The 17,841-nt window shown below is 61.3% G+C and carries 17 protein-coding genes; 7 read left to right on the top strand and 10 right to left on the bottom strand.

Annotated elements, in window-relative coordinates:
• Positions 1-73 precede the first annotated feature (73 nt).
• Positions 74-925 carry an SDR family NAD(P)-dependent oxidoreductase gene (locus EFD55_RS16220; protein ID WP_125846062.1) on the bottom strand — a complete coding sequence of 284 codons (852 nt, stop codon included), beginning with the start codon at positions 923-925 and terminating at the stop codon, positions 74-76.
• A 178-nt stretch (positions 926-1,103) separates the two neighbouring features.
• Here EFD55_RS16220 and EFD55_RS16225 point away from each other — a divergent pair, with 178 nt between their 5' ends.
• Positions 1,104-2,327, top strand: coding sequence for an argininosuccinate synthase (locus EFD55_RS16225; protein WP_125846063.1), 1,224 nt, complete (start codon positions 1,104-1,106; stop codon positions 2,325-2,327).
• A gap of 82 nt (positions 2,328-2,409) precedes the next feature.
• On the opposite strand, the gene EFD55_RS16230 is transcribed toward EFD55_RS16225, so the two are convergent.
• The gene (locus tag EFD55_RS16230) at positions 2,410-3,816 is read right to left on the bottom strand and encodes an adenylate/guanylate cyclase domain-containing protein (protein WP_125846064.1); all 1,407 of its coding nucleotides are present in this window, start codon (positions 3,814-3,816) and stop codon (positions 2,410-2,412) included.
• A gap of 279 nt (positions 3,817-4,095) precedes the next feature.
• Here EFD55_RS16230 and EFD55_RS16235 point away from each other — a divergent pair, with 279 nt between their 5' ends.
• On the top strand, positions 4,096-4,737 hold the full coding sequence (locus tag EFD55_RS16235) for a LysE family translocator (protein WP_125846066.1): 642 nt from the start codon (positions 4,096-4,098) through the stop codon (positions 4,735-4,737).
• A gap of 6 nt (positions 4,738-4,743) precedes the next feature.
• Here the strand turns inward: EFD55_RS16235 and EFD55_RS16240 are convergent, their stop codons facing one another.
• Positions 4,744-5,175, bottom strand: a complete 432-nt coding sequence (locus EFD55_RS16240; RefSeq protein WP_125846068.1) for a hypothetical protein — start codon at positions 5,173-5,175, stop codon at positions 4,744-4,746.
• A gap of 226 nt (positions 5,176-5,401) precedes the next feature.
• Here EFD55_RS16240 and EFD55_RS16245 point away from each other — a divergent pair, with 226 nt between their 5' ends.
• From EFD55_RS16245 to ppa, 4 genes are all read left to right on the top strand, one after another.
• On the top strand, positions 5,402-7,489 hold the full coding sequence (locus EFD55_RS16245; RefSeq protein ID WP_125846070.1) for a M3 family metallopeptidase: 2,088 nt from the start codon (positions 5,402-5,404) through the stop codon (positions 7,487-7,489).
• Between the two features lie 160 nt (positions 7,490-7,649).
• Positions 7,650-9,470: a translational GTPase TypA gene (typA, locus tag EFD55_RS16250; RefSeq protein WP_125846072.1), complete on the top strand. Its 1,821-nt coding sequence runs from the start codon at positions 7,650-7,652 to the stop codon at positions 9,468-9,470.
• A gap of 198 nt (positions 9,471-9,668) precedes the next feature.
• A complete protein-coding gene (locus EFD55_RS16255; RefSeq protein ID WP_125846073.1) occupies positions 9,669-10,175 on the top strand; it encodes a GNAT family N-acetyltransferase in 507 nt (168 codons plus the stop codon).
• 147 nt (positions 10,176-10,322) lie between these two features.
• Positions 10,323-10,859: an inorganic diphosphatase gene (ppa, locus tag EFD55_RS16260; RefSeq protein WP_125846075.1), complete on the top strand. Its 537-nt coding sequence runs from the start codon at positions 10,323-10,325 to the stop codon at positions 10,857-10,859.
• 4 nt (positions 10,860-10,863) lie between these two features.
• Here the strand turns inward: ppa and EFD55_RS16265 are convergent, their stop codons facing one another.
• Both EFD55_RS16265 and EFD55_RS16270 read right to left on the bottom strand, forming a co-directional pair.
• Positions 10,864-11,175, bottom strand: coding sequence for a DUF167 domain-containing protein (locus tag EFD55_RS16265; RefSeq protein WP_125846077.1), 312 nt, complete (start codon positions 11,173-11,175; stop codon positions 10,864-10,866).
• Complete coding sequence (locus EFD55_RS16270; protein WP_125846079.1) at positions 11,172-11,561, bottom strand: YggT family protein; 390 nt, start codon at positions 11,559-11,561, stop codon at positions 11,172-11,174. The genes EFD55_RS16265 and EFD55_RS16270 overlap by 4 nt, the downstream gene beginning before the upstream one ends.
• A 64-nt stretch (positions 11,562-11,625) precedes the next feature.
• Between EFD55_RS16270 and EFD55_RS16275 the strand changes: the two genes are divergently transcribed.
• Positions 11,626-12,867 carry an MFS transporter gene (locus EFD55_RS16275; protein ID WP_125846081.1) on the top strand — a complete coding sequence of 414 codons (1,242 nt, stop codon included), beginning with the start codon at positions 11,626-11,628 and terminating at the stop codon, positions 12,865-12,867.
• Between the two features lie 48 nt (positions 12,868-12,915).
• Here EFD55_RS16275 and EFD55_RS16280 read toward each other — a convergent pair whose 3' ends face one another.
• The 5 genes from EFD55_RS16280 to EFD55_RS16300 form a co-directional block, all read right to left on the bottom strand.
• Complete coding sequence (locus EFD55_RS16280; RefSeq protein WP_125846083.1) at positions 12,916-13,689, bottom strand: glutamine amidotransferase; 774 nt, start codon at positions 13,687-13,689, stop codon at positions 12,916-12,918.
• Positions 13,658-14,143 (bottom strand): tellurite resistance TerB family protein, encoded by a 486-nt coding sequence (locus EFD55_RS16285; RefSeq protein ID WP_125846085.1) that lies wholly within the window; start codon positions 14,141-14,143, stop codon positions 13,658-13,660. Before EFD55_RS16285 ends, EFD55_RS16280 begins: the two co-directional genes overlap by 32 nt.
• Positions 14,144-14,160: 17 nt before the next feature.
• Positions 14,161-15,777 (bottom strand): heme biosynthesis protein HemY, encoded by a 1,617-nt coding sequence (locus EFD55_RS16290; RefSeq protein WP_125846136.1) that lies wholly within the window; start codon positions 15,775-15,777, stop codon positions 14,161-14,163.
• Position 15,778: 1 nt separating this feature from the next.
• Complete coding sequence (locus EFD55_RS16295; RefSeq protein ID WP_183736740.1) at positions 15,779-17,062, bottom strand: COG4223 family protein; 1,284 nt, start codon at positions 17,060-17,062, stop codon at positions 15,779-15,781.
• A gap of 68 nt (positions 17,063-17,130) precedes the next feature.
• Positions 17,131-17,838, bottom strand: a complete 708-nt coding sequence (locus EFD55_RS16300) for a uroporphyrinogen-III synthase (protein WP_125846088.1) — start codon at positions 17,836-17,838, stop codon at positions 17,131-17,133.
• Positions 17,839-17,841 lie beyond the last annotated feature (3 nt).

Genomic DNA, 17,841 nt, shown 5'->3' on the forward strand with positions numbered 1-17,841 from the left:
AAAGCCGGAAAGACCTGATGATCTCTTACCCGGCTTTCGGAAAATTACCAATCAAACCTGCTGATGGCGCCGATCACTTCTGTTCCAGGAAGGCCTTGAACTTGTCGGCATAGTCCTTGTGCCAGCGTGACAGCGGCGGGCGGTTCTCGATGATGTCGCCGGCAGCCCAGGCCATGCGGCGTTCGTCGACCGGGCGGGCAACGTCGTTGTCGGGGCACAGGATATAGAAATCGCCGCGTTCGAGGCTTTCGACCATGAAATCGACCGTCTGCTCCGGCGTCCAGGCGCCGGCCGGCTTTTCGGCGCGGTCGCCCTTGGTGAGGCCGGTGAAGACGAAGCCTGGGATCAGAAGATGCGCGGAGATCTTTGCGCCTTCGGTGTTGCGAAGCTCGTGTTCCAGCGCTTCGGTAAACACCTTCACGCCTGATTTGGAGATGTTATAGGCGGGGTTACCCGGCGGCGTAGTGATGCCCTGCTTGGAGCCGGTGTTGATGACGAGGCCGGGCTCGCCGTGCGACAGCATCTTCGGGCCGAAGGTGCGCGTGCCGTTGATGACACCCATCAGGTTGACGGCGAAGATATTGTCCCAGTTCGCCTGGGGGCTGAAAATCGAGGTTTCCGGGCCGATGCCGGCATTGTTCATCAGCACATGCACGCGGCCGAAACGCTGAAGCACGGCGCGTTCGAGCGCTTCCAGCGAGTCCCGGCTGGCGACGTCGGTTTCGACCGCCATCACGTTTTCCTCGCCGGCAATGGCCTTGAGTTCGTCGGCGGCGTTCGCCAGCTGATCGCCGCCGAGATCGGCGATGACGACGCTCATGCCGGCCTTGGCAAAGTGTTTTGCTGCGGCAAGGCCGATGCCGGACGCGCCGCCGGTGATGACGGCGACATTGGATTTCTTGAAAATGTCTTGAATATTCGTCACGGCTCAGCCTCTCCTGGAGCGTTGTTCTGACGTTGCCGAATATGGGCTCCGCTTTCGGACTGTCAAACGGTATCGGCGCCATCAGCCGTCGCACTTGCCCTTGCGTCACGCGCCAATCTCGCTAAAAGTGCCGCGACACCGGGTTTTCACCGGGCTTTATGTAACGGACCTCATCACCATGGCATCATACAAAGACGTGAAGAAAGTCGTGCTCGCCTATTCCGGCGGCCTCGACACCTCGATCATCCTGAAGTGGCTGCAGACGGAACTCGGCGCCGAAGTCGTCACCTTCACCGCCGATCTCGGCCAGGGCGAAGAGCTGGAGCCGGCGCGCAAGAAGGCCGAGATGCTCGGCATCAAGGAGATCTACATCGAGGATGTGCGCGAGGAATTCGTGCGCGATTTCGTCTTCCCGATGTTCCGCGCCAATGCCGTCTATGAAGGTGTCTACCTGCTCGGCACGTCGATCGCCCGTCCGCTGATTTCCAAGCACCTCATTGATATCGCCCGGAAGACCGGTGCTGACGCGATCGCTCACGGCGCGACCGGCAAGGGCAACGACCAGGTCCGTTTCGAACTTTCCGCCTATGCCCTGAACCCCGATATCAAGATCATCGCTCCGTGGCGTGATTGGTCCTTCAAGAGCCGCACGGACCTGCTCGCTTTTGCCGAACAGCATCAGATCCCGGTTGCCAAGGACAAGAAGGGCGAGGCGCCGTTCTCCGTCGACGCCAACCTGCTGCACTCCTCCTCCGAGGGCAAGGTTCTGGAAGATCCGGCGCTGGAAGCTCCTGAGTATGTGCATATGCGCACCATCTCGCCGGAGGCAGCCCCCGACAAGGCGACCACCATCAAGGTCGGCTTCCGCAAGGGCGATGCCGTGTCGATCAACGGTGTCGAGATGTCTCCGGCGACGCTGCTTGCGACGCTCAACAATTACGGCCGCGACAACGGCATCGGCCGTCTCGATCTCGTCGAGAACCGTTTCGTCGGCATGAAGTCGCGTGGCGTCTATGAGACCCCTGGCGGCACGATCCTGCTTTCGGCGCATCGCGCCATCGAATCGATCACGCTCGACAGGGGTGCCGCCCATCTCAAGGACGAGATCATGCCGCGTTACGCCGAGTTGATCTATTACGGCTTCTGGTTCTCGCCGGAGCGCGAGATGCTGCAGGCGCTGATCGACAAGAGCCAGGAGCATGTCGAAGGCGAAGTGACGCTGAAGCTTTACAAGGGCAACGTCATGGTCATCGGCCGCGAAAGCGAAAAGTCGCTCTATTCCGACAAGCTCGTCACTTTCGAGGACGACCAGGGCGCCTACGACCAGAAGGACGCGGCCGGCTTCATCAAGCTCAACGCGTTGCGCCTGCGCACGCTCGGCAAGCGGAACCTCGCGAAGTAATCACAGTTCTCTTTCGAACGGACATGAGCCCGCCGGCGATTTGCCGCGCGGGCTTTTTCGTGGGCTGAAGAGCGGTCTCAGCTTACGACAGGGCGAAGATTCTTACTTCTCTCCCGATGCCTTGAAGCTCTTCCATCCGGGAGGCCGATGAGATGCCGCTGTTGCGCAGGATCTCTGAAACCTGGGCGTCCCCGACAATCGCCTCCGTCGTCATGATCACATTGGGATCGGCAAGACCCTGGACGCGGGAGGCGATGTTGACGGTCTGGCCGAAGTAGTCCTGCCGGTCGTTCAGGTTGACCGCGAGGCATGGCCCCTCATGGATGCCGATCTTCAGGAGAAGATCGTCGCTACCGTGTTCGGCATTCAGTCGGAGCATCGCCTGCCGCATCCGCAGCGCGGCCGCCACCGCGCGGTCCGGGCTCGGAAAGGTCGCCATGACTGCATCGCCTATGGTCTTGACGACCGCTCCGGCTTCTGTCGCGACAATCTCGTGAAGAACCCTGAAATGCGCTCTCACCAGATCAAAAGCGGCAAGATCTCCGACGCGTTCGTAAAGGGCCGTCGAACCCCTCAAGTCAGTGAAGAGGAAAGTCAGGCTTGTGATCTTGAGGCGCTGGTCGACGTCGAGAGTGTCGGTCCGATAGATGTCCCGGAAACTCTGGTTCGTCAGCAACCGTTTGGCCGTCAGAAAAGCCCGCCTGCGGCCCAGCAACTCATGAAGGTCATCTCCCGCCACGCAGACGTTCGGCACCACTCTGCGATCGGTGTGGTTCTCGAGGGTGAGCCGCAGCAAGCCAGGACGCAGCGTCAGCGTCTCGTTCAGCGCATGCCCCCGACTGATGACCATCGAGAGGTTTTGACGCTCGTCGGTCGGTTCACCCTTTACGTCGATGAACTGTGCCGAGTGTGTTACCGCATCGAAGATGATGACGAATTGCGCCGGCAGTTGCAGTGAGACGAAAGCTTTCTCGCCCGGAGCCAGCTCGATCATCTCAAGCATAATGCGTGCGAATTTCGATTCCAGATTCTCCGGCAAGTCGACTCCAGAGCTGAAGAAGATTTGGCGGTAATACTCAAGCGGAGGCAGCAGATCGGGCTCATGGGCGGCAATCCTGCGAACACGAGGATTGACCGTGAAGGTTACCTCGACCATCTCGTCAAGGGTTGGTTCATATCCAGCCGCGCAGAGTGCGCAATGGTAGGTGTCCTGGACGACCCCTTTGAGGGTTGCGCCGCTGTCAAGGACGCCGCCGCATCCTGGGCAAAGGACATTCCAGGTCATCTCAAACACGCCAATGCGCGCTGCATGGAGAAACGCCGCGATCGTTTTCTCTTCGTCGAGATGGTGCTTATCGGCAAAGGCGAGCGCATTGATGCGATTGAGATCGCGATCCAAGCCATGCATGACCACGTTCTCGATGCACTCCACCGTCTGCGGGTCGGCCGCCTGTCGCAGTGTGGCAAAAAGCACGTCCACTTCGCTCATCAGACAAGTCTCTGTGCGCAGAACCTACGGCGGACAACGCCGATACCGCATCATAACACGGGAGTTTCCCAATAGAAATCTGCAGGCCCGGATAGTGTCCGCTTCCCGATCTGCCTGGATTGCCCATATGCGGCGCCGACAGCCGACGATATCCTCGACCGTTGCTGGTCAGGAGAAGCCGCCGGTTGCAATCTGATCCCGCTTTTCATGCCGTGCAACCACCCTTGACGGACGCCTGCGATCACTTACTCTGTCACGATCATCCTCCGGAGCATCCTCATGACGCAGTCCTTGGTCTTCGGCGCCTTTCTGGCGGCGCTCTTCTATGTGCTCATTCCGGGACCCGCCTTCCTGCAACTGCTCGGCATCGGCGCCGGGCAGGGCCGCAAGGCCGGCGCCTTCTTCATGATGGGGCATCTCGTCGGGGACATCATCTGGTCGTCGCTGGCGCTGATCGCGATCGTCGGTGCGAAGACGATCGGAACCTTCGTCTTCGACCTGCTCGGCCTTGCTTGTGGCTTCTATCTTGCCTGGATCGGCTGGAGCGCCGTCAATGCCAAGCCGAAGGCGGAGGGGCAGTCGCTTGTCATGGTCGAGCGGCCGTTTCGCCGGGGGCTGATCTTCGGCGTCACCAATCCGAAGGGTTATCCGGTGGCGCTTGCCACATTCACCGCGCTGGTCGCGGGCTCGGCCGGTGCGCTCGATTTCGAGGCATTGCCGATGCTTCTCGGCGTCTCATTCCTGGGTTTCGTGACGGCCGACATCATCCTGATCGGCGTCATCGGCGCAGGCGCGGTGCGCCGTTTCTATCGCGCGCATGAGCGGCTGATCGTGCGCTGCTCCGGCGTTCTCTTCATGGGATTTGCCGCGCAGGCGCTATGGCATGCGACGCCCGGCTTGCTCGGCTGGCGCAAGGCATAAGCGCGATCAGCCATCCAGGAAATTGACGATCGATTTCAGCGTCTGAACTTCGTTCGGATCGCCGATCGACATGGCGACCTGTAGCTGGTTCTTGTAATAGTCGAGGAAATTGAAGCTGGTGCCGTCGGTGACGCTGGAGAGATCGATGACGTTGCCGAGCGGATCGATCGCATGCATCGGCAGCGGTTCGGAGATCGCGGCATAGGTGTTCTGGTCGATCAGGCCGCTGTCGAAACTCTGGCGCGCGTAATTGCGCAGTTCTCCAGGGCTGACCGCGGTAAAATCCGGGCCTTCGCCAGCATCGTCTTCGATCTGGAATGAGGCCGGGGCGGGAGCTCTGGTCTCGATTGCAATATCAGAGGTCTTCGAACTTTTTGCGTTATTAGGATTGTTTTTAAATAGCAAACTCTGAGAAGACCGCACAGAAAAAATTTCCATGCCGCATGTCCCCTTACAAGAAGATTATCGGGAATCTAGCGCTTGCGCCTGATTCGCGTCAATCGTTAACAAATGGTTAATTTGCGTGCGTCAATTTTGTCCACCAGATTTGGCGAACGTGCATCAGATTGTTGGACGGGGCAAAAGGCGCACCGCAGCGACATACCAATTCGACCGCCGCTTCCCTATATTGACGATCCATTCGCATGCCAAAAAGGATTCTTCGATGCCTTCTCCACATGATTTCAATCCGGCTCTCGTCGACTGGGACGGTCTTCACGGCCTGCCGCGTTTCGATGCTTTGAACGACGGCGACTTTGCCGCCGCCTTCGAGGCGGCGCTGGCGGCACATGAAAGGGAGATCGACGAGATCGCCGGAAATGGCGATGTGCCGACGTTCGAGAATACGGTCGTGGCGCTGGAGATTGCCGGCGATGCGCTGTCGCGCGTCTCGGCGCTGTTTTGGAGCAGGGCGGGCGCGCATACCAACGACGTCATCCAGGCGCTGGAGCGGGAGATCTCCCCGAAGATGTCGCGCCACTATTCGAAGATCGGCATGAATGCCGCGCTTTTTGCCCGCATAGACACGCTCTGGGAGAAGCGCGAGAGCCTTGGGCTGACACTCGAACAGACACGCGTGCTGGAACGGCATTGGAAAGGCTTCGTCAAGTCGGGCGCCAAGCTTGAAAAGGCCGAGCAGGAACAGCTTGCCGCGATCAATGAAAAGCTCGCCGGTCTTGGCACCCAATTCGGCCAGAACGTGCTTGCTGACGAGAAGGCCTGGGCGCTCACGCTCTCCGATGGCGCCGAACTGGACGGCCTGCCGGAATTCCTGCGCGATGCGATGGCGGCAGCCGCGCGCGAACGCGGCGACGAGGGCAAATATGCGGTGACGCTGTCACGCTCGATCATCGAGCCGTTCCTGACCTTTTCGGAACGCCGGGATCTGCGCGAGCAGGCTTTCAAGGCGTGGGTCGCGCGCGGCGCAAACGGCGGGGAGACTGATAACCGCGCCGTCATCAAGGAAACGCTGACGTTGCGCCAGCAGGTGGCGACGCTGCTCGGCTACGGCAATTTCGCCGAGCTGAAGCTCGACAACACAATGGCGAAGACGGCCGATGCGGTGAACGGCCTGCTGAGGGCCGTCTGGGCGCGGGCGGTGAAACGCGCCGGCGAGGAAGAGGCCGACATTGCGGCGCTGATTGCCGAGGAAGGCCGGAACCATGAGGTGATGCCCTGGGACTGGCGCCACTACGCCGAAAAGATCCGGGCGCGGAAGTTCGATTTCTCCGAGGCAGAGCTCAAGCCCTATTTGCAACTCGAGAAGATCATCGACGCCTGCTTCGATGTGGCGGGCCGGCTGTTCGGCATTCGCGCGGTCGAGAAGAAGGGCGTGCCGGCCTATCACCCCGACGTCAGGGTCTTCGAAATCAGGGACCGGGAGGGCCGGCTGGTCGCCCTCTTCCTCGGCGATTATTTCGCCCGCGGCTCGAAACGATCAGGGGCCTGGATGAGCTCGCTGCAATCGCAGCACAGGCTGGAGCTGAAGAACGGCCGCCACGGCGAATTGCCGATCATCTACAATGTCTGCAATTTCGCCAAGCCGGCCGAAGGCAAGCCGGCGTTGCTGTCGCTCGACGATGCCCGCACGCTGTTCCACGAATTCGGCCATGCGCTGCACGGCATGCTTTCTAATGTCACCTACCCCTCCGTTTCCGGCACCGGCGTCTCCCGCGATTTCGTGGAGCTGCCCTCGCAGCTCTACGAGCACTGGCTGACGGTTCCCGCCATCCTCAAGGAATACGCCGTTCACTTCGAGACAGGCGAGCCGATGCCGCAAGTGTTGCTCGACAAAGTGCTGGCGGCCCGCACCTTCAATGCCGGCTTCAATACGGTCGAGTTCACCTCTTCGGCGCTTGTTGATATGGCGTTTCACACGCGGGAGGCCGTCGAGGATCCGATGGCGGTGCAGGCGGAGGTGCTGGCTGAAATCGGCATGCCGAAGTCGATCGTCATGCGCCATGCGACGCCGCACTTCCAACATATCTTCTCCGGCGGTTATTCGGCGGGCTATTATTCCTACATGTGGTCGGAGGTGCTCGACGCCGACGCTTTCGCCGCCTTCGAGGAGACGGGAGACGCCTTCAACGGCGAGATGGCGCGCAAGCTCAGGGAAAATATCTATTCCACAGGCGGTTCGGTCGATCCCGAGGATGCCTACAAGGCCTTCCGCGGCAAGCTGCCGAGCCCGGATGCGATGCTGGTCAAGAAGGGACTTGCGACCTTCGAGGAATTGACAGGCAGCGACGCTTAAGACAGTTTCGTGACGGACGCACGGGCGGCATGGTGGCAACCATGCCGCAGCTTTCGCGCGCGACCCCCTTTCGCAATCGCGAAAAAACCGGTATGAGCGCGCCAAACATAAATGGCGCGTCCATTTGGCGTAGCGCCCCAGCCTCAGAGATTATGACATTATGGCACTTCGCAACATCGCGATCATCGCGCACGTTGACCATGGCAAAACCACCCTCGTCGACGAGCTCCTGAAACAGTCCGGCTCGTTCCGCGAGAACCAGCGCGTTGCAGAACGCGTGATGGACTCGAACGACCTGGAAAAGGAACGCGGCATCACCATTCTCGCCAAGGCGACCTCGGTCGAGTGGAAGGGTGTTCGCATCAATATCGTCGATACTCCCGGCCACGCCGACTTCGGCGGCGAAGTCGAGCGTATTCTCTCGATGGTGGATGGCGCGATTGTTCTCGTCGATGCCTCCGAAGGCCCGATGCCGCAGACCAAGTTCGTGGTCGGCAAGGCTCTGAAGGTCGGTCTTCGCCCGATCGTCGCGATCAACAAGATCGACCGTCCTGATGGTCGCCACGAAGAAGTCATCAACGAAGTCTTCGACCTGTTCGCCAATCTCGACGCAACCGACGAGCAGCTCGACTTCCCGATCCTCTACGGTTCCGGCCGCGATGGCTGGATGAACGTCAATCCGGAAGGTCCGAAGGATCAGGGTCTTGCTCCGCTTCTCGACCTGGTGCTCAAGCACGTGCCTGAGCCGACCGTCGAAGAAGGTCCGTTCCGCATGATCGGCACGATCCTCGAAGCCAACCCCTTCCTCGGTCGTATTATCACCGGCCGTATCGCATCGGGCTCGATCAAGCCGAACCAGGCCGTCAAGGTCCTCGGCCAGGACGGCAAGCTGATCGAAACCGGCAGAATTTCCAAGATCCTCGCCTTCCGCGGCATCGAGCGCACGGCGATCGAAGAAGCGCATGCGGGCGACATCGTCGCGATCGCCGGCCTTTCCAAGGGCACGGTTGCCGATACTTTCTGTGATCCCGCCGTCTCGGAAGCCATGAAGGCGCAGCCTATCGATCCGCCGACCGTCACCATGTCCTTCATCGTCAACGACAGCCCGCTGGCGGGCACTGAAGGCGACAAGGTGACGAGCCGCGTCATCCGCGACCGTCTCTTCAAGGAAGCCGAAGGCAACGTCGCCCTGAAGATCGAAGAAGCTGAAGGCAAGGATTCGTTCTACGTGTCCGGCCGCGGCGAACTTCAGCTCGCCGTTCTCATCGAAACCATGCGTCGCGAAGGCTTCGAGCTTGCCGTATCGCGTCCGCGCGTCGTGATGCACAAGGATGAAAGCGGCCAGCTTCTGGAGCCGATCGAGGAAGTCGTTGTCGACGTCGACGAAGAACATTCCGGCGTCGTCGTGCAGAAGATGTCCGAGCGCAAGGCCGAAATGGTCGAGCTGCGTCCGTCGGGCGGCAATCGTCTTCGTCTGCGTTTTTACGCGCCGACCCGTGGCCTGATCGGCTACCAGTCGGAGCTGCTGACGGATACGCGTGGCACGGCGATCATGAACCGCCTGTTCCACGACTACCAGCCCTACAAGGGTGTTATCGGTGGCCGCGTCAACGGTGTGCTGCTCGCCAACGCTGCCGGCGAAGCCGTCGCCTATGCGATGTTCAACCTGGAAGATCGCGGCCCGATGATCATCGAGCCGGGCGAAAAGGTTTATGCCGGCATGATCATCGGCATCCATTCGCGCGACAACGACCTTGAAGTCAACGTCCTGAAGGGCAAGCAGCTCACCAACATCCGCGCCGCCGGCAAGGACGAAGCGGTGAAGCTGACGCCGCCGATCCGCATGACGCTTGATCGCGCGCTCTCCTGGATCCAGGACGACGAGCTGATGGAAGTGACGCCGAAGAATATTCGTCTGCGCAAGATGTATCTCGACGCCAACGACCGCAAGCGTTTCGAAAAGTCGAAGGCGGCTCTCTAAGAGCGTCAAAATATCCGTTTGAAACCCCGGCCTTCGCGCCGGGGTTTTTTATTGTGCGCTGCGCCGATTCCGGCTTGTGACAATCGTTAAAAAAGCGTTAAATTTTGACAGTCGTCCACATGTTAAGTCTGTGGGCAATCGACCAGAATGTGCCATCGCATATGGTTAATTGTCCCTGGCAGGGCCAGAGTAAACGTTATGAAGACGTTGTCGATCGATGTCCGGCGGGCCGAGCCGCACGATGCCCGAGCCATTTCGGAAACGCACAGGCTCGCCTGGCAGCATACCTATGCAGGCATCATTCCGCACCGCGCGCTGAGGCAAATGATCGAGCGGCGCGGTGAAAACTGGTGGCGCAAGGCAACGCGCGGACCTGCGACGCTTCTGGTTCTCGATGTTGCTGGGACTGTCGCAGGCTACGCGACGCTCGGCCTCAACCGCGCCCGTGCCCTGCCGCAGGAAGGCGAGATCTACGAGCTCTATCTTCGTCCCGAATATCAGGGCATCGGGCTCGGCAAGATGCTGTTTGGCGAGTCGCGCCGGCTTCTGAAGTCGCTCGGCTGCAACGGGCTGGTCGTTTGGTGCCTCGAGGAAAACGAGAACGCCAGCCGGTTCTACCGCAGTCATGGCGGCATCGATTTTTGCGAAGGCATGGAAAATTTCGACCACAAGCAGTTGAAGAAGGTCGGCTTCATCTGGAACTGAACCGCCTGGCTGACGGTCGACTCATCCCCTGAAATTTTGCTGTGATTGCACGCCGGTGCCATTGGGCATTTGGCGACGTGCTATGTTGCGTTGCCGTATGAAACTGATTATCTGGCTGCGAGCAATTCAACCTTGCAGGAGTTTCCTATGCGAATTGACGCCATTTCCATCGGCAAGAATCCCCCTGAAGACGTCAACGTTATCGTCGAGGTTCCGGTCGGCGGTCATCCGATAAAGTACGAGATGGACAAGGAAGCCGGCACGCTGGTCGTCGATCGTTTCCTCTATACGCCGATGACCTATCCGGGCAATTACGGTTTTGTGCCGCATACGCTGTCGGAAGACGGTGACCCGATCGACGTGTTGATCGCTAGCACCCGCCCGCTGGTTCCGGGCTGCGTCATCAATGTGCGCCCGATTGGCGTTCTGAAGATGGAAGACAATTCCGGCAAGGACGAGAAGATCATCGCCGTGCCGTCGCCGAAGCTGACGCTGCGCTACGAGAAGGTCAAGGATTACACCGACCTTCCGGAAATCACGCTGAAGCAGATCGAGCACTTCTTCGAGCACTACAAGGATCTGGAGCCCGGCAAGTGGGTGAAGATCTACGGCTGGGGCGATTCCAAGGAAGCCGGCCAACTCATCCTCGAAGCTGTCGAGCGCGCCAAGAAGACGAAAGCCTGATCGCTCAGCGCAGAAACGCCTCGAGCTTTCTTGCCAAATCCTCCGGGTCGCCCTCGATCCGGAGGATTTTTTTGCGCGCCGTCTCGCCGGAAATGAGACTGACGGAAGATTTGGGAATGCCGAGAGAGCCTGAAATCAGGAGGATCAACGCCTTGTTGGCCTTGCCCTTCTCAGGCACTGAAGTGACGCGCGCCTTCAGATGGGTCTCACCCTCGCCATCCGCTTCGATACCGTCGATCGCATCCCGACCGCCATTCGGCGTCAACCGAACGGCAAGGCGCAGATGATCGCCGAAAAACTTCCAGGGACGGTTCAAGCGACCAGCGAGTAGATGAAGGGCTTGATCGGATTGTTGAGGACGGCCTGGATGAAGACGATGATCAGCAGCAGGATAATCGGCGAGATGTCGATGCCGCCCAGATTGGGCAGAAAACGGCGTATCGGCCGCAACGCAGGCTCTGTCGCGTTGTAGAAGAACATGCCCAGCTGGTTCACAAACTGGTTGTGCGAATTGATGACGTTGAATGCGTACAGCCACGAGAAAATCGCGCTGGCAATGATCACGTACCAATAAATGTTCAAAGCCATATCGATGATTAGAAATATGGCTTGAAAAACTCCTGCCATTACCGTCTCCAGTTCGTTGTTGACAGATATGTAGACATTGGCGATTAAACGAGCAAGGGCCGTGTGGAAACGCATGGCAAATCATGTTTAACGGGTGGCTTCGCAGGCAATTCCGCACCCGTCTTCTCGGAAAACAGCTATGTCGTTTTCGCCCACCGGAGACCGATTTGCCGCGTTCCGGCATTCGTCCTACACCCGCTTCTTCTTCGCGCGCTTTCTGCTTTCCTTCTCGCAGCAGATCGTCAGCGTCGCCGTCGGCTGGCAGATGTACGACCAGACGGGCAAGGCGATCTATCTCGGCCTGATCGGCCTGGTGCAGTTCCTGCCGTCGCTGCTGCTCATCCTCGTCACCGGCTCGGTGGCCGACCGGCACAATCGCCGGGCGATCGCAGCGCTTTGCTCGCTGGTGAGCGCGCTCTGCACGCTGGCGCTGCTTGTCATGACGGCGACGGGAACCTTCGCGCCGTGGCCTGTCTTTGCGGTGCTTCTGATCTTCGGCATCGAACGGGCCTTCATGTCGCCGGCGGTGCAGTCTCTCGCACCCAATCTCGTGCCGGAGCATGCCCTTTCCAATGCCATCGCCTGGAATTCGTCGTCGTGGCAGCTCGCGGCGATCACCGGGCCGGTGCTCGGCGGTCTGCTCTACGGCGTCAGCGCGACGACGGCCTATACGGTGGCGGTGATCTTTTCCGTTCTCGGTGCGGCTCTCCTCTTCATGATCCCGAAGCCGGAACAGAAGACGACGGGTGAGGCCAAGAGCTGGGCGATGATCCTCGGCGGCTTCAGTTTCATCCGCGCGGAAAGGGTGGTGCTCGGCGCGATCTCGCTCGATCTCTTCGCCGTGCTGCTCGGCGGCGCGACAGCGCTGATGCCGATCTTCGCCCGCGATATACTGACGCTCGGCCCCTGGGGGCTCGGACTGCTGCGCGCCGCACCTGGGCTCGGGGCCATCGTCATGGCGATCTTCCTCGCCGCCTATCCGCTGAAGCATCGCGCCGGCATCTACATGTTCATCGGCGTCGCGCTGTTCGGTGTCGGAACTATCGTCTTCGGCGCTTCGACCAATACGGAGATCTCGATTGCCGCGCTGGCGCTGATGGGGGCGGCTGATATGGTGTCGGTCTACGTGCGCGAGAGCCTGATCGCGCTCTGGACGCCGGACGAGCTGCGTGGTCGCGTCAATGCGGTCAACATGGTCTTCGTCGGCGCTTCGAACGAGCTCGGTGAATTCAGGGCGGGCACGATGGCATCGATCTTCGGCGCGGTGCCTGCCGTCATCATCGGCGGGATCGGAACGCTGGCAGTCGCGGCGATCTGGGCTTCGAGTTTCCCGAAATTGCGCGCAATCGATACGCTCGACGCGCCCACCGCCCAAGCGTGACAGCGCGCCTGCCGGCGCAAACTGCCGCACGCTTTAGTCCGACATGCTTTATGCGGGAAGGGTGATCGGGGCGGTCGCCTTCGCTGCCTTGCCTTCGAAGACGATATCGAGAAATTCGGTCAGCCAGGCTTTGAGCGGCGCGTCGAACAGCATGCGGCCCTCGAGATGTTCGCGGCCCTGCTGGGCGTTCGGCAGTATGAAGCGGTGCGCGCCGTGCACGACCCAGCGATGCATCATCGCCCTGGTGAGTTCGGCATGGAACTGCAGGCCCCAGGCGTTGCCGTCATAGCGGAAGGCCTGGTTCGGATAGGCATCGCCTTCGGCCAGGAGATCGGCGCCGTGCGGCAGCTCGAAACCCTCGCGATGGAAGTGATAGACCATCTTTGGCCAGTGCATCAGCAGACGGCCCCTTTCCGTCGGCCGCAGCGGGTACCAGCCGATCTCCGTCGAGCCGTCGGCATTCGACTGCACCTTGCCGCCGAGATGATGGACCAGCATCTGCGCACCGAGGCAGATGCCGAGATAGGGGCGTTTTTCCCGCAAGGGAATGTTGATCCAGTCGATCTCCCTTTTGATGAAATCATCGGGATCATTGGCGCTCATCGGCCCGCCGAAAACGACGGCGCCGGCATGATGTTCAAGCGTCGTCGGAAGCGGCTCGCCGAGAACCGGTCGCCGGATATCGAGGCGGTAGCCTTTTTCGACGAGCAACTGGCCGACGCGGCCGGGGCTCGACCGTTCCTGGTGCAGGACGATGAGGATCGGGCGCGTGTCGCGGTTCGGATGTTGCTCAGTCGCTGTCATCTTGCACAACCTGGACATCGGTCACCCTGGCGGCGGCTTCCTGCCGCTTCTGGATGCGCTCGCGCGAGGAGACGCCGAGCAGGTCGGCGATGCGCCAGATCACGTGGTCTTCCATCTCGCTGCGCTCACCATCGGCATAGACGATGTCCCACAGGATGCCGATCAGCTCCAACCGCTGCTCGGTATTGAGATGGCGCTTCAGATCGGAGGTGAAGCGATAATAGTCGACGGCGGAGCTTTCGGCCTCGAGGCCAGCGGCCATCAAGGCGTCGAGCTGCTTGCCGTCGAGCGCATATTGCTCCTTCAAGAGCTTGCGCAGCCGCTTCTTCTCGCTTGATTTGATCTGGCCGTCGGCCTCCATGACCTGCATGCAGAGCGCCGCCACCGTGATGCGCGGATCATCCGGGGCGAAAGCTTTCCGGGAGTGATCGGCGGTGAGCTTCTGGAAGAATGCCTGAAAGCGTTCGAACATGCGGTTCTTGTTCCATTTCAGAAAAGGCGGAGCCGCGTCTTGGGTTCCGGTTCCGCCCTGGGATCGCGAACGCCGGGATCGTCAGGTAGTCCGCCGAAGAAAGGCTTTCCTTCGTTGGCTGCGGGGGGCCGATCGCTCACGGGTTCAGGTTTTGATTTTGCCGGCGTTGGTGCCGGTGCTGGCGCCGGGCGCACGGCCTCGGCAATGGTGGCTGCGCGTTCCAGTTCGATGATGCGATGATCGTTGACCGGGCTCTCCGGCTTGACGTCTCGCAGCGGCGGCAGCGTTTTCAGAGCGGTTTCGATCGAGGCCGGATGCGATCCCTCTTCGACCGGGCCTTCGATCTGGCCGAAGGGCGCTTTCCACTCGAAGGCGTCGAGGCGGCCGGTTACGGGCGAGACCGGCAGCCATTTGTCCGACACGAAGCCATCCGCGACCCAGGCCGGATCGCGCGGCGCCTTGAGCGCCTGCGCGAGCCAATGGCGCACCCGGCCCTGGTCGCCGGTTTCGGCTTCTTCGATATCGGCAAGCAGCAGGAAGGCGGCCTCGCGCGGCTGCATGCGGGCCGCCGCTTCCGCCTTGGCGCGGGCTTTGGCGAATTCTCGCGCGTCGAGCGCTGCCTGCGCGACGACGAGAAGGGATTCGGCATTGTTCGGGCGCAGCCCCTCCAGCCGCTCGGCGCGTTTCAGCCGGTCGAGCGTGGAATCGCCACTGCGGGCCCTGACATAGGCCTGGCCGATCTCAGGATGAGGTGCCGACTTCCACGCCTGTTCGAGGATGGACGCAGCCTTGCGCACACCGCCTTCGCGGAACAGGGCCTTTGCGGCAACGAGAGCGGCCGGAATGAAATCGGCAGAGAGCTTCAAGGCCTGCTGGGCGTCGTCGCGGGCACCGGTCGGGTTGCTTTCCAGCTTCTCGCCGGCGCGCGCCGTCAGAAGGACGGCGTGCAGGCGGTTGGCTTCGGCCTTTTCGACGACGCGGGCGGCCTTCTGCTGTTCGAGCAGGCGGATCGCATCGTCCCAGCGGCCGGCCTGGCTGCGATATTCGAGCGTCGCCTGCGCTGCCCAGGGCAGATAAGGCGCATTATCGGCAGCCTTCTCGGCATATTGGCGGGCGGCCTCGTTGGCCCCGAGGCGGCGGGCTTCCAGATAGAGGCCGCGGAGACCGAGCTCGCGCGTCTCGGGATCGTTGGCCATGGCCTCGAATTTGGCGCGCGCCTCGTCATGGCGGCCTTCAATCAGGGCGGCCTGGGCTTCGAGCAGGTTGATCAAAGGCTCCTGATCGGCGCGGATGAGGCCGCGCGAGCGGGCGGCCATCTTGCGGGCGAGAGCCGCATTGCCGGCGCCGGCGGCGATCAAGCCAGTTGATAGCGCTTGATAGCCGCGGTCGCGCTTGCGGGCGCGGAAATAGCGCGTCACCGAATGCGGCGAGGTCCAGACCAGGCGGACGAACCACCAGGCGATCATCACGGCGGCGACAAGAGCGATGATCGCGCTGGCGGCGACGATCAGCTTCGTCTGGTAGATCTGGCCTTCCCAGATCAGAGAAAGGTCGCCGGGACGGTCGGCGAGCCAGGAAAAGCCATAGGCGAGAAGCAGCACGAGCAGGGCGAAGACGACAAGTCTGATCATGATCTTACCCTTGCTTGCCGGTGCCGCTGACCGCTTTCGACAGCGCCCCGCCAACCAGTTCCTCGACACGGATGCGCGCTTCCAGCGACTGCTTGAAGGCGGCGGAAGCCTGCTTGCCCGAAGCGGGCAGATTGTTCCATTCGGCCGAAGCGCCGGGCAGATCGCCGTTCTTCACCTTGTCCTCCATGCGGGCGGCGATCGCTTCGACGCTCTCGCCCTCGATATTGCCGACGGGACGGACCGTCACCAGCGATTTCGCGCTCGCCATCAGGCGGTCCGACCAGCTCTGGTTCGGATCTGGCTGGTTGACGGCTTCGACGATCGCGGTCGCAACGTCGGGAACCTGACGCACCAGTTCGGTGCGCGAGGGAATGCCGGTTTCGGCAAAGGTGCGCAGGTCGGCAACGGCTGGATCGTCGGGCGCGACGCCGGCGAAAGTATCAAGTTCGGCAAGGAAGGGCCCGCCGCGATCAATCGCCGCCTTGAGGGCTGCCGCTGCGATCGCCCGGGCGACGGCGACGTCCTCGCGCGGCTCGTTGAGCTTCTTTTCGGCTTCTTCGAGCCGCTTGGCGATGTCGGCGCCGTTGCTCGTCTGCTGCTCGGAAGACTGGGCAAGTGTGGCGCGCAGTTGATCGACCTGACCGCTGAGCTCGGCAATCTTCTGGTTGAGTGCCTCGACATTTGCTGAATCGGCCGGCGCGCCGGCTGCGGGTGCCCCTGCCGCAGTTTCCAGCGCGGCGACACGCTTTTCAAGGGCATCATCGCCGGTACCCGCTGGGTTGGCGGCGAGATTGGCGACGGTCTGTTTCAGGCCATCGATCTCACCGGAAAGATCGGCGATGTCAGACGAGGCCGTCTGCGGCGTGGAGGAACCCGGGAGATATCCGGCATATTGAATGGCGCCTGCGCCAAGCAGCGCTACGAGGCCGCCGAAGATGCCGGCCGCGATGAGGCCGGAGGTGCCGGCGCTTCGTGCTGCCGGTTGTTCAGGAGGGGGCGTAACGGACGGTTCCTGGGTTGCCGGCTCTTCCTCCCGCGCATCCGTCCCAGGCTGGTCCTCGTGTTCGGCCCGTTCATCCTCGGTCAGCGACGCAGTTTCAGTTTCGGGCGTCGCGCCGGCATCGGCTGGGCTGTTGACGGCGTCGCCAACGTCATTCTCCACCGGCTTTGCGGTATCGGCTGCAGAGGCGAAATCCTGTGCTTCGAGGTCGATCGTGACCGGCTCTTCGGCGCTCTTGGAATGGCGTGGCGGGTTTCCCGATACCATGAGGTCCTCTTTATCCTGCATTGCAACGAAACTAGACAGTGATGCCAATTAAGGGAAGAGGTTAGATCAAATTTGGGCGGCTAAAGCATTCAAAGCAGCGACAAAAGACTCTTCTCATCCGGCATCGGCGCAATCGCCGCTTTTTTTTTCAAAGCCGCCGGAATGGCTTCCGCTACCGCCTCGCTGAGGCAGAGAAGCCGGATTCCGCTCTCCTCCGACAGGGCTGAACGGAGTTCCGCCACGTCGAAAAAATCGTCGGCCGTCTGCCGGGAATAAAAGAGAACGGCCTGCGGAGGGACGCCTGCGAAGATCGCCTCGATCTCGGCTGGGCTCGGAGCGACGGGCTGCATGCGGTAACATTCGGCGATCGAAAAGCGGATGCCGAGTTCGCGCAATCTTCCTTCGAAGGTTTCCGCGCGCGGGGTGCCTGCAAGGTAGAGCAAGCCGTCCGCTCTCTGCGCCGCGACGAGATCGGCGAGATCGCGGCCGTTGCCCGAGGATGTGGCGACCGACTGGAAGCCCAGGCTTTGCGCCTCTTTCGCCGTCGCCTCCCCGACCGCGAAAAGCGGGCGGCCAAGATGCGGACGAAGCGTCTCTCCGAGAGCGGAAACGACCCTGACGGCTTCGGCGCTGGTCATCGCGATCGGGCCGTTGGTGGCTGCAAGCGCGGTTGCGGCGCCGGCGCTGTCGTGCAGCGGCTGACGCAGCGGCAGCAGCACGGGCTCGTGGCCCATCTCGCGCAAACGTTGTGCGGTTCTCGTCGCCGAATGCGCGGGGCGGGTGACGAGAACACGCATGGC

Source organism: Rhizobium pisi, from assembly GCF_003938655.1.
Classification (GTDB): domain Bacteria; phylum Pseudomonadota; class Alphaproteobacteria; order Rhizobiales; family Rhizobiaceae; genus Rhizobium; species Rhizobium pisi.

Bases quoted from the DNA above. Each gene is read 5' to 3' on its own strand.
- EFD55_RS16280 (WP_125846083.1), bottom strand. From the start codon at position 13,689: ATGTCCAGGTTGTGCAAGATGACAGCGACTGAGCAACATCCGAACCGC.
- EFD55_RS16275 (WP_125846081.1), top strand. From the start codon at position 11,626: ATGTCGTTTTCGCCCACCGGAGACCGATTTGCCGCGTTCCGGCATTCG.
- ppa (WP_125846075.1), top strand. From the start codon at position 10,323: ATGCGAATTGACGCCATTTCCATCGGCAAGAATCCCCCTGAAGACGTC.
- EFD55_RS16225 (WP_125846063.1), top strand. From the start codon at position 1,104: ATGGCATCATACAAAGACGTGAAGAAAGTCGTGCTCGCCTATTCCGGC.
- EFD55_RS16245 (WP_125846070.1), top strand. From the start codon at position 5,402: ATGCCTTCTCCACATGATTTCAATCCGGCTCTCGTCGACTGGGACGGT.
- typA (WP_125846072.1), top strand. From the start codon at position 7,650: ATGGCACTTCGCAACATCGCGATCATCGCGCACGTTGACCATGGCAAA.
- EFD55_RS16240 (WP_125846068.1), bottom strand. From the start codon at position 5,175: ATGGAAATTTTTTCTGTGCGGTCTTCTCAGAGTTTGCTATTTAAAAAC.
- EFD55_RS16285 (WP_125846085.1), bottom strand. From the start codon at position 14,143: ATGTTCGAACGCTTTCAGGCATTCTTCCAGAAGCTCACCGCCGATCAC.
- EFD55_RS16235 (WP_125846066.1), top strand. From the start codon at position 4,096: ATGACGCAGTCCTTGGTCTTCGGCGCCTTTCTGGCGGCGCTCTTCTAT.
- EFD55_RS16270 (WP_125846079.1), bottom strand. From the start codon at position 11,561: ATGCGTTTCCACACGGCCCTTGCTCGTTTAATCGCCAATGTCTACATA.
- EFD55_RS16230 (WP_125846064.1), bottom strand. From the start codon at position 3,816: ATGAGCGAAGTGGACGTGCTTTTTGCCACACTGCGACAGGCGGCCGAC.
- EFD55_RS16255 (WP_125846073.1), top strand. From the start codon at position 9,669: ATGAAGACGTTGTCGATCGATGTCCGGCGGGCCGAGCCGCACGATGCC.
- EFD55_RS16295 (WP_183736740.1), bottom strand. From the start codon at position 17,062: ATGCAGGATAAAGAGGACCTCATGGTATCGGGAAACCCGCCACGCCAT.
- EFD55_RS16300 (WP_125846088.1), bottom strand. From the start codon at position 17,838: ATGCGTGTTCTCGTCACCCGCCCCGCGCATTCGGCGACGAGAACCGCA.